The sequence below is a fragment of the Pseudidiomarina aquimaris genome (assembly GCF_003987395.1).
Taxonomy (GTDB): domain Bacteria; phylum Pseudomonadota; class Gammaproteobacteria; order Enterobacterales; family Alteromonadaceae; genus Pseudidiomarina; species Pseudidiomarina aquimaris.
In genome coordinates this window covers 215,839-227,043 of record NZ_PIPT01000007.1, presented here as the reverse complement: position 1 = coordinate 227,043, position 11,205 = coordinate 215,839, and the positions used below count along the sequence as shown (strand labels likewise).

Annotated in this window: 11 protein-coding genes and 1 pseudogene; 1 reads left to right on the top strand and 11 read right to left on the bottom strand. The window is 50.6% G+C overall.

Annotated elements, in window-relative coordinates; all coding sequences use genetic code 11:
• Window positions 1-752, top strand: a pseudogene (locus CWE21_RS10325) (ISL3-like element ISPst2 family transposase); the annotation flags it as partial.
• Window positions 753-857: 105 nt separating this feature from the next.
• On the opposite strand, the gene glmS reads toward CWE21_RS10325, so the two are convergent.
• From glmS to CWE21_RS10265, 11 genes are all read right to left on the bottom strand, one after another.
• On the bottom strand, window positions 858-2,690 hold the full coding sequence (gene glmS / locus CWE21_RS10315; RefSeq protein ID WP_126834358.1) for a glutamine--fructose-6-phosphate transaminase (isomerizing): 1,833 nt from the start codon (window positions 2,688-2,690) through the stop codon (window positions 858-860).
• Window positions 2,691-2,695: 5 nt separating this feature from the next.
• Window positions 2,696-4,060, bottom strand: a complete 1,365-nt coding sequence (gene glmU, locus CWE21_RS10310; RefSeq protein ID WP_126834357.1) for a bifunctional UDP-N-acetylglucosamine diphosphorylase/glucosamine-1-phosphate N-acetyltransferase GlmU — start codon at window positions 4,058-4,060, stop codon at window positions 2,696-2,698.
• A 180-nt stretch (window positions 4,061-4,240) separates the two neighbouring features.
• Complete coding sequence (locus CWE21_RS10305) at window positions 4,241-4,657, bottom strand: F0F1 ATP synthase subunit epsilon (protein ID WP_126834356.1); 417 nt, start codon at window positions 4,655-4,657, stop codon at window positions 4,241-4,243.
• A 16-nt stretch (window positions 4,658-4,673) separates the two neighbouring features.
• Entirely contained in the window at window positions 4,674-6,059 is a 1,386-nt protein-coding gene (gene atpD / locus CWE21_RS10300) for a F0F1 ATP synthase subunit beta (RefSeq protein ID WP_126834355.1), read from the bottom strand.
• A gap of 39 nt (window positions 6,060-6,098) precedes the next feature.
• Window positions 6,099-6,971, bottom strand: coding sequence for a F0F1 ATP synthase subunit gamma (gene atpG / locus CWE21_RS10295; RefSeq protein ID WP_126834354.1), 873 nt, complete (start codon window positions 6,969-6,971; stop codon window positions 6,099-6,101).
• Window positions 6,972-7,026: 55 nt separating this feature from the next.
• Window positions 7,027-8,568 carry a F0F1 ATP synthase subunit alpha gene (atpA, locus tag CWE21_RS10290; RefSeq protein ID WP_126834353.1) on the bottom strand — a complete coding sequence of 514 codons (1,542 nt, stop codon included), beginning with the start codon at window positions 8,566-8,568 and terminating at the stop codon, window positions 7,027-7,029.
• Window positions 8,569-8,582: 14 nt separating this feature from the next.
• Window positions 8,583-9,116 carry a F0F1 ATP synthase subunit delta gene (atpH, locus tag CWE21_RS10285; protein ID WP_126834352.1) on the bottom strand — a complete coding sequence of 178 codons (534 nt, stop codon included), beginning with the start codon at window positions 9,114-9,116 and terminating at the stop codon, window positions 8,583-8,585.
• Between the two features lie 18 nt (window positions 9,117-9,134).
• A complete protein-coding gene (gene atpF / locus CWE21_RS10280) occupies window positions 9,135-9,605 on the bottom strand; it encodes a F0F1 ATP synthase subunit B (protein WP_126772400.1) in 471 nt (156 codons plus the stop codon).
• Window positions 9,606-9,653: 48 nt separating this feature from the next.
• A complete protein-coding gene (atpE, locus tag CWE21_RS10275; RefSeq protein ID WP_034733567.1) occupies window positions 9,654-9,887 on the bottom strand; it encodes a F0F1 ATP synthase subunit C in 234 nt (77 codons plus the stop codon).
• Window positions 9,888-9,941: 54 nt separating this feature from the next.
• Window positions 9,942-10,799, bottom strand: coding sequence for a F0F1 ATP synthase subunit A (gene atpB / locus CWE21_RS10270; protein WP_126834351.1), 858 nt, complete (start codon window positions 10,797-10,799; stop codon window positions 9,942-9,944).
• 16 nt (window positions 10,800-10,815) lie between these two features.
• Window positions 10,816-11,202, bottom strand: coding sequence for an ATP synthase subunit I (locus CWE21_RS10265; RefSeq protein ID WP_126834350.1), 387 nt, complete (start codon window positions 11,200-11,202; stop codon window positions 10,816-10,818).
• Window positions 11,203-11,205: the final 3 nt, after the last annotated feature.

The following is an 11,205-nucleotide window of genomic DNA, read 5'->3' as shown; positions in this document are numbered from 1 at the left end:
CCACCCGCCGCCAGGACGTGGTGACCAACTACCTGATGAAGCTGAAAGACCGGCAGAAGGTCGAGATCGTCAGCATGGACATGTGGAACCCCTACCGGGCAGCGGTCAAGGCTGTGCTGCCCCAGGCCCGTATCGTGGTCGATAAGTTCCATGTGGTGCGCATGGCCAACGATGCCCTAGAGAGAGTGCACAAGGGCCTCAGAAAGGAGCTGAAACCGTCCCAGAGCCGGACTCTCAAGGGAGACCGGAAAATCCTGCTGAAACGCGCTCACGAAGTCTCAGACCGGGAGCGCCTCATCATGGAGACCTGGACAGGCGCGTTCCCGCAACTGCTGGCCGCCTACGAGCACAAGGAGCGCTTCTACGGCATCTGGGACGCCACCACACGGCTCCAGGCAGAAGCCGCCCTGGACGAGTGGATAGCCACCATCCCGAAGGGCCAAAAGGAAGTCTGGAGCGATCTGGTCAGGGCAGTGGGAAACTGGCGCGAAGAGACCATGACCTACTTCGAGACGGACATGCCCGTCACCAACGCTTACACGGAGTCCATCAACCGACTGGCCAAGGACAAGAACCGTGAAGGGCGCGGTTACTCCTTCGAGGTGATGCGGGCACGAATGCTCTACACCACGAAGCACAAGAAGAAGGCACCGACTGCGAAGGTCTCTCCTTTCTACAAGAAAACCATCGGTTACGGACTGCCGGACTTCGCAGAGGAACTCAACTACGGAGTCGATCTATCAACCATCTGAGGGTGGTATCAGATTGATGGGGTGAAGGTGCCCCATCAACCATTAAATCCGTATACCCGCATTAAAAAAGGCGCCGTAGCGCCTTTTTTAATCCGAAACTCAAAGTTACTCCACCGTAACGGACTTCGCCAGGTTCCGCGGTTGGTCGACGTCGGTGCCTTTGATGATGGCAACGAAGTACGACAACAACTGCAGCGGAATGGTGTACACGATAGGAGCAATCAGCTCGTCGCAGTGGCTGACGTTGATGACGCGCATGCTGGCGTCGCCCTTGAAGTGCGCGTCACGGTCGGCAAACACATACATAATGCCGCCACGCGCGCGGACTTCTTCAACATTCGACTTCAGCTTCTCAAGCAATTCGTCGTTTGGTGCGACCACAATCACCGGCATTTCAGCATCAATCAGGGCCAATGGACCGTGCTTAAGCTCGCCGGCTGCGTAGGCTTCGGCGTGAATATACGAGATCTCTTTCAGCTTCAACGCGCCTTCCATTGCGATCGGATACTGCGAGCCGCGGCCCAGGAAGAGGCTATGGTATTTGTCGGCAAACTCCGGAGCTAAGGCTTCAATCTCGTCGCTCAGCAATAGCGCTTCTTCAAGCTTCGCTGGCAAGGTTTTCAGGCCTTTGACGATAACTTCTTGCTTGTCAGCTGGTAGACCGCGAGATTGACCAAGGGCTAACACTAACATCATTAAGCCAACTAACTGGGTGGTGAAGGCTTTCGTCGAAGCTACGCCAATCTCGGTACCGGCGCGCGTCATGTAAGCGAGATCTGATTCACGCACCATCGAAGATGTGGCAACGTTACAGATGGTCAAAGACCCTTTATAGCCGAGCTCTTTCGACAGGCGCAGTGCGGCCAAGGTGTCTGCGGTTTCGCCAGACTGCGAAATAGTCACCAATAGGCTGTTGTTGTGCACGTGCGACTGGCGATAGCGGAACTCAGAGGCGATCTCGACGTTGCACGACACACCCGCCAAAGCCTCAAGCCAATAGCGTGCGACCATGCCTGCGTGATATGAGGTACCACAAGCAACGATTTGCACGTGGTCGATGCCCTTTAACAGCTCCATAGAGCCCTCACCGAAGGCGTTATCGGCGACTTGACCGTCAACTAAACGACCTTCAAGGGCATTACGCACCGCTGCTGGCTGTTCGTGAATCTCTTTCAACATAAAATGGCGGTAGTTGCCTTTGCCGCCGGCGTCATACTGGCCGTCAGACTCATGCACTTCACGCTCAACACGCGCGCCATTAGCGTCATACACCTTCACATCGGTGCGAGTAATATCCGCCATGTCACCTTCTTCGAGGTACATGAACTTGCGCGTTACTGGCAATAAGGCCAATTGGTCAGAGGCGATAAAGTTCTCGCCGATACCTAGGCCAATCACTAGTGGGCTACCTGAACGTGCAACGACGAGGCGACCTGGCTCTTGGCAATCCATAACGACGGTGCCATAAGCGCCATCGAGCTGTTTGACCGCAGCTTGTACTGCGTCAAATAGGTCGCTGTGGGTCTTTTTCTCGTGATGCACTAAGTGGCAAATCACTTCGGTGTCGGTATCTGAACGGAACTCGTAACCCAACGCACGCAGTTGCTCACGTAACTTGTCATGGTTCTCAATAATGCCGTTGTGGACCACCGCAATACAATCGTGCGACATGTGTGGGTGGGCATTGGCTTCGGTAACCCCGCCATGGGTGGCCCAGCGGGTGTGGGCGATACCAGTGGTGCCACTCAGCGGGTGCTCGCCCACTGCGTCTTTCAATTCTTGCACCTTGCCAGTGCGGCGAATGCTTTCAATCACGCCGCTCTCGTTCAATACCGCCAGACCTGCTGAGTCATAGCCACGGTATTCGAGGCGCTTGAGTCCTTCAAGCAGGATTTCGCTAATACGGCGCTCAGAAGTGGCGCCTACGATTCCACACATACGTCTTATCCTTTCTTTTGCGGGCGTTGCCAGCCCGTAATATTGCGTTGTTTACCGCGAGCGATGGCGAGTTCGCCATCGGCGACGTCCTTGGTAATGGTCGATCCTGCGCCAACAGTGGCTTGCACGCCAATGCGCACTGGCGCAACCAAAGAGCTATTTGAGCCAATAAAAGCGCCGTCATCGATCTGTGTGGTCGACTTATTTACGCCATCGTAATTACAGGTGATGGTGCCTGCGCCAATATTGACGTGTTCACCAATGATAGCGTCGCCCAAGTAAGTAAGATGATTCGCTTTCGAGCCCTTGCCGAGTTTTGATTTTTTCATTTCGACAAAGTTGCCGACTTTGGCGCCTTGTTCAAGCACCGAACCAGGGCGCAAGCGCGCATAAGGACCCACTTCGCAGTGTTCGCCCACCTGGGCTTCTTCGACAATGCTATGCGATTTGATCCGGGTGCCGGCGGCAATGCGGCAATTGCGTAGAACACAGTTACTTTCGATGATGACGCCTTCGCCAAGCTCCACATGACCCTCAAAGATAACATTCACATCAACCACCACGTCGTTAGCAATGCTAACGGTGCCGCGCACATCAACCCGCGCGGGGTCGAGGAGGGTCGCACCAGCAAGCATCAGCTGTTCGGCTTGCCGTTGTTGGTAGGCGCGCTCAAGTGCTGCTAATTGCACGCGGTTGTTTGCGCCTTCAACTTCATGAATGTCTTGAGGTTGGGTTGAGGCAATCTGTACACCTTCTTGCGCGGCCATAGCCACGATATCGGTCAGATAGTACTCGCCCTGTGCGTTGTCATTCGATAACGCCCCTAGCCAGCGTTTTAGCGCCTTTCCTTGCGCCAGCATCATACCAGTGTTGGCCTCAGTTACCTTCAATTGCTCAGCCGTTGCGTCTTTTTGCTCAACGATGCCAGTGATGTTGCCATCAGCGTCACGCAAGATGCGCCCATAACCTGTCGGATCGGGTAGGGTGACGGTAAGTAACGCAAGCTCTGTATTTTGGCCCGCTTCGGCTAAAGCTTGTAAGGTCTCAACGCGCGTTAACGGAACATCGCCATATAAAATCAGTACATGTTCGTCATCGGCAAGATGGGGAACGACCTGCTGCACCGCGTGACCGGTGCCTAGCTGCTCGGCTTGTTCGACAAAATTAAGCGCTTGCCCACCGAGGCGATCTAACAATACCTCGGCACCGTGGCCGTAAATTACATGAATGGCGCTCGAATCTAACTGCCGTGCGCTGTCGATCACATGTTGCACCATCGCTTTATGGGCAACTGGATGCAGCACTTTAGGCAATGCCGAACGCATGCGGGTGCCTTTGCCAGCAGCAAGAACCACTACACTCAATGCCATGAATCCTTCCATTTTTTCGGTTGGTGAATCTGAAAGCCCTATTCTAGCGGGATTACAGGAAATTAACAGGTGGAAAATTGCCTTCTAACGCGCGAGCTTACGGACTTTGCAGAATATTTGCACAATAAAAAAAGCCCAGCACGATGGCTGGGCTTTCGCTTCTTTCTAGGCTGGAGCAAATTATTTGCGAATTTTGCGAATAATCTGCAATTGTGCCAACGCCCGAGACAATTCTGCCGCCGCTTCTGCGTAGCTAAGGTCAGAACTTGAATCTGCGATTGCTTCTTCAGCACGTTTTTTCGCATCAAGTGCTTGTTGTTCGTCAAGCTCTTCACCGCGAACGGCTGTATCAGCCAAAACCGTGACGTTGTGAGGCTGCACTTCCAGCACACCACCAGCAACGTAGATGATTTCTTCTTCACCGCCTTCTTTTACCACTCGCACCATACCTGGCTTGATTTTGGTAATTAAAGGCGCGTGACCAGGGTAGATACCCAACTCACCTTCGCTACCGGTCACTTGCACGGTCTCTACGGCGCCAGTAAACAAACTGTCTTCGGCGCTGACCACGTCAAGGTGTACAGTTTTTGCTGCCATTTAAACCTCCCGGTTCTTACATTTTCTTGGCTTTTTCGGCCGCTTCTTCGATGCTGCCAACCATGTAGAACGCTTGTTCTGGAAGGTCATCATAGTCACCGCTTAAGATGCCTTTAAAGCCAGCAATGGTGTCTTTCAACGCAACATATTTACCAGGTGCACCGGTGAATACTTCAGCTACGAAGAATGGCTGTGACAAGAAACGCTGGATCTTACGAGCACGAGCAACCGTCATCTTGTCTTCTTCAGACAACTCGTCCATACCCAAAATTGCGATGATGTCTTTCAGCTCTTTGTAGCGCTGCAATACAGACTGTACACCACGGGCAACTTCATAATGCTCTTTACCGATAACTTGCGGGTCAAGCTGACGTGAAGTTGAATCCAGTGGATCAACTGCAGGGTAAATACCCAAAGACGCGATATCACGTGACAATACAACCGTCGCATCCAAGTGCGCGAAAGTAGTTGCTGGTGATGGGTCAGTCAAGTCATCCGCAGGTACGTATACGGCCTGGATTGACGTGATTGAACCGGTCTTGGTTGAAGTAATACGTTCCTGCAGTACACCCATCTCTTCAGCAAGAGTAGGCTGATAACCTACCGCTGATGGCATACGACCCAACAATGCAGATACCTCAGTACCGGCTAGGGTGTAACGATAGATGTTATCAACGAAGAACAAGACGTCACGACCTTCGTCACGGAACTTCTCTGCCATGGTCAAACCGGTCAACGCAACGCGCAGACGGTTACCTGGAGGCTCGTTCATCTGACCGTAGACCAATGCTACTTTGTCGAGTACGTTTGAATCTTTCATCTCGTGATAGAAGTCATTACCCTCACGTGTACGCTCACCAACACCCGCGAATACTGAGTAGCCGCTGTGCTCGATTGCGATGTTACGGATAAGCTCCATCATGTTAACGGTTTTACCTACACCGGCACCACCGAACAGACCAACTTTACCACCTTTGGCGAACGGGCAAATCAAATCGATAACTTTGATACCTGTTTCCAAAAGCTCGGTAGCGTTTGACTGATCTTCGTACGAAGGTGCTTCACGGTGAATAGACATACGCTCTTCTTCGCCGATGTCGCCCGCTTCGTCGATTGGGTCACCCAATACGTTCATGATACGACCGAGGGTTTGTTTACCCACAGGCACCATGATTGGTTCACCAGTGTTTTCTACTGTAATACCACGACGCAAACCATCGGTTGTACCGAGTGCGATACCACGCACGATACCACCGCCTAGCTGCTGCTGAACTTCCAAGGTCAAACCCTTGAGGTCACCGTCGGTCACCTTCAGCGCGTCGTAGACCTTTGGCACGCTTGATTGTGGAAATTCGATATCCACAACCGCGCCAATAATTTGCACGACCTTACCTTGACTCATGACATTTCCTCTAACTCTAAAATTCTTGCAAGCTTCGCCTTAAACCGCTTCGGCGCCCGATACAATTTCCGAAATTTCCTGCGTGATAGCTGCCTGACGTGCTTTGTTGTACACGAGCTGCAACTGATCGATGAGGTCTTCGGCGTTGTCGGTAGCGGCTTTCATTGCCACCATCCGCGCTGCCTGTTCACTAGCGATGTTGTCCACCACACCTTGGTAAACCGTTGATTCGACGAAACGACGAATCAAAGTATCCAAGATCGATTCTGGTGCTGGCTCGTACAGGTAATCCCAGCTACCTGCTTGCACGCGATCACGCTCTTCGCCTTCAGCTTTTGGCAACGGTAGCAACTGCGCTATCGTTGGGTCTTGCTTCATGGTGTTCACAAACTTGTTGTACACCACGTAAAGACGATCGATGCTGCCTTTATCGAAAGCATCAAGCATAACTTGAACGGTGCCGAGCACATCATTCACGCCTGGCTTGTCACCAAGACCTGAAGTTTGCGCTAGTAAACGGCCTCCAAAGCGTTTAAAGAAACCCGTTGCCTTGCTGCCAATCGCCGCAAAATCAACCTCGACACCTTGGTCTTGTTGCTCTTTTGCGTGCTTAACTACCGCTTTAAATTCATTGGTGTTTAAGCCGCCACACAGACCACGGTCGGTTGAAATGACGATATAGCCAACTCGCTTCACTTCGCGTTCTTCTAGGAACGGATGCTTATATTCCAAGTTAGCGTGGGCAACATGGCCGATCACCTTGCGAATGCTGTCGGCATACGGGCGGCTAGAAGCCATCCGTTCCTGCGCCTTTTTCATTTTGGACGCAGCAACCATTTCCATTGCGCTGGTGATCTTCTGAGTATTGTTAATACTCCCGATCTTGGTTTTTATCTCTTTACCGCCGGCCATGATAATCTCCTGTTAACTCAACGACGTGTGGCCACGCTAAGGTGGCCACTGCTCATTACCAAGACTGCGTGTTCTTGAAGGTTTTCAGACCTTCGTGCAGCTTAGCTTCGATGTCGTCGTTATAGTTGCCAGTTTTATCAATATCAGCCATCAGATCGGCGTGCTCGCTCTTCATGTACGAAATTAACGCACTTTCGAAGTCGAGGATTTTGTCCTGCGCCACATCTTTGAGGTAGCCTTTTTCAGCTGAGAAGATAGACACTGCCATCTCTGCAACGCTCATTGGCTCATATTGGTTCTGTTTCATTAGTTCAGTAACACGCTGACCGTGCTCAAGCTGTGCACGCGTTGCTTCATCAAGGTCAGAAGCAAATTGTGCGAACGCTGCAAGTTCACGATACTGTGCCAATGCCAAACGAATACCACCACCAAGCTTCTTAACGATCTTGGTCTGTGCTGCACCACCTACACGCGATACCGAGATACCTGCGTTAACAGCAGGGCGGATACCAGCGTTGAACAAGTCAGTTTCTAAGAAGATCTGACCGTCGGTGATTGAAATCACGTTGGTTGGTACGAATGCCGATACGTCACCCGCTTGGGTTTCGATGATTGGCAATGCGGTTAGTGAACCGGTTTGACCTTTGACTTCACCGTTGGTGAATTTCTCAACGTAGTCAGCGTTTACTCGCGCAGCACGCTCAAGTAGGCGTGAGTGCAAGTAGAACACGTCACCTGGGTAAGCTTCACGACCTGGTGGACGACGTAGCAACAATGAGATTTGACGATAAGCAACAGCTTGCTTCGACAAGTCATCGTAGACGATCAGTGCGTCTTCACCGCGGTCACGGAAGTATTCACCCATGGTACAACCTGAATAGGCTGCCAAGTATTGCAACGCTGCTGATTCAGAAGCAGATGCTGCAACCACAATGGTGTTCTCCAACGCGCCATGCTCTTCAAGTTTGCGTACCACAGAAGCGATGGTCGATGCTTTCTGACCGATAGCTACGTACACACACTTAATACCAGAGTTTTTCTGGTTGATGATGGCGTCAACTGCCAAAGCTGTTTTACCAGTCTGACGGTCACCGATCACCAACTCACGCTGGCCACGACCGATTGGAATCATCGCATCGATAGACTTATAACCAGTTTGCACTGGCTGGTCTACTGATTGACGTTCGATAACGCCAGGTGCGATTTTTTCAACAGGTTCAAAGCCGTCAGCTTCGATAGGACCTTTACCGTCGATTGGTTCACCCAAGGTGTTCACAACGCGGCCCAATAGGTTACGACCTACTGGTACTTCAAGGATACGACCTGTTGATTTAACTTTAACGCCTTCTTGTAAGTCCGCGTACGGACCCATTACAACGGCGCCTACAGAATCACGTTCTAAGTTCAACGCGATGGCGTAACGATTGCCAGGAAGCTCAATCATCTCACCTTGCATACAGTCAGCAAGGCCATGAATGCGGATGATACCATCAGTTACAGAAACGATAGTACCTTCGTTACGAGCTTCACTGACCACTTCGAACTGTTCAATACGTTTCTTGATCAGTTCAGCGATTTCATTTGAATTCAGTTGCATGCTCAAGTCCCCAATTAGGATTGCAGTGCATGGGCAAGCCGATCGAGCTTACCGCGCACCGTACCGTCAATCACGGTGTCACCAGCTTTAATGTATAAGCCGCTGACAATCGCTGCATCGACACTGCAATTCAGCTTAACTTTGCGTGAAAAACGTTTTTCTAACGTCTGTGCTAGATTGTCTTGCTGCTTTTTGGTCAATTTGACCGCAGAGGTAACTTCTACAGTAACTTCTTGCTCATGCTCTGAGCGCAGTTCGCTGTATAGTTTCTCGACAGCAGGTAAGGCTTTCAAACGGTCATTTTCCGCCATCAAACGTACGAAGTTTTGGCCTTTTTCATCCAATTGTTCGCCGCAGACGTTAATGAAAACCTCTACTTTTTTCTCTAGCGTTTCGGCGCTACTCAAAAAAGTGGCCATGCTTTCGTCGCTCGCAACAGCGGCGGCAAAAGTAATCATTTCATGCCATTTTTCGATCGCGCCTTGCTCTAGTGCAAAATCAAAAGCTGCTTTTGCATAGGGGCGAGCAACCGTAGTCAATTCTGACATTTGCACAAACCCCTTTGGTTAGAGTTCAGCGACCAGTTTTTCAACGATGTCACTGTGAGCGTCTTTATCAATTTCACGCTCAATGATTTTGCTTGCACCAGCAACGGCCAATACCGCCACTTGCTTGCGCAGCTCTTCGCGTAAGCGGTTGCGCTCTGCTTCGACTTCAGAGTGGCCCGCAGCAACGATTTTCTCGCGCTCTTGCTCGCCACGCTTCTTGCCGTCTTCGATTGTTTCGTCCGCACGTTTTTTCGCTTGGGCGATAATCTCTGCAGCTTGCGCTTTCGCGTCCTTAAGTTCGTCAGCAACTTTAGCTTGCGCTTCTTCAAGGCTTTTCTCAGCTTTTTCACCAGCTGCTAGGCCATCGGCAATCTTTTTCTGACGAGCTTCAATCGCATTGTTCAGCGGTGGCCAAACAAACTTCATGCAGAACAGCACGAAGACGATAAACGCGATTAATTCACCGATTAGGGTCATATTTAAACTCATAGACCCACCCTCCTATTCGTTCAGTTGTTCGAGAAAGTTAATCGAGCCTTACAGAACGAACAACAGAACCATGGCGATACCAACACCGATCATTGCTACCGCATCGATCAGACCCGCCAAGATGAACATTTTAACTTGCAGAGAAGGCGCTAATTCTGGCTGACGTGCACACGCTTCCAAGAATTTACCACCCATGTTACCGAAACCAACTGCAGTACCGATTGCACCGAAACCGATCAATAGTGCTACAGCGATATATTTAAGACCTAACATTAGTTCCATTGTTTTCTCCGATATTTCAAAGGTTGAAGTTAAAAATAAAAGTTAATACCAAAACTAGTGACTTTCTGAGCTGGCCATACTCAAGTAAACAATGGTCAGCATCATGAATACGAACGCTTGCAGCACGATTACCAGAATGTGGAATACGGCCCAAACAAAGTGTAACGGCAACTGCAACAGGCCAATCGCACCAATCAAGATGAAGATTAGCTCACCGGCATACAAGTTACCGAACAGACGTAGTGCGAGCGAGAACGGCTTCGCTACCAACGCGATGGTTTCGAGCAACAAGTTAAACGGAATCAAGAGGATTTGAACCGCCATGTTGCTAGAACTAAACGGGTGCAAAGTCAGCTCTTTGATAAAGCCGCCAATGCCTTTCATACGAATACCGTAACCGATCATCAATAAGAACACGCCAAGCGCCAGCGCTGCGGTCATGTTGATGTCTGTGGTCGGTACGATCTTCATGTAAACGTCATGGGAATCCACGCCGAAGCCTGTTTCACCCACCCAGCCTGCGAACGCTGGTAAGAAGTCCACTGGGATCAAATCCATCAAGTTCATCAGGAAGACCCAGACGAAGATGGTCAGTGCCAGCGGCGCAATAAGCTTGCTTTTACCGTGGAAGGTGTCGCGCACGTTGTCCGAAACGAACTCAACGATCATTTCGATAAAGCATTGGAATTTACCCGGCACGCCGGTATCCGCTTTTTTCGCTGCGCTACGGAAAATCATTAAGAACAGAATGCCTAGTCCGATCGACCAAGCGAGTGTGTCAATGTGCCACGTCCAGAACCCGGCTTCACTACACGCTTTGTTGAAAGCTATACCGTTTTCGGTAGAGCACATCTTAGCGTTAGTTAAGTGGTGCTGAATGTGGCCTTGGAGCGTTAACTCTTCTGCAGCCATCTTAATTCCCACAATTTTAAGTTGATTTTAAAAACAAAATCGGTGCCAACCATTGCACGATCAAAACTGCTATGTAGCCGCTACAAACCGCAACAAGCGGGAGCGAGGTCAACAATAACAGGGCGACCAGCAAGATCACTGTGAGACTTATTTTTATCGCCTCACCGGCAAAAAAATTACTGACGACTTGTTGCGCCGCACGCGCGCCGCCTTGAGCAAAAGCACGCCATGCAAAAAGTGCTGTTGGAATCATGACAGTTAAACCACCGCCAACAACACCCCAAAAATATTCATACGATGTCGCCAAAGAAAACGTGCAGGCCAATAAAAACACCGTTCCTGCTTGTGCTCGCAGCAGTTTTACAGCGAGCTGTTTTCCGGCTTGTGTTAACGTTCCACTCACGGG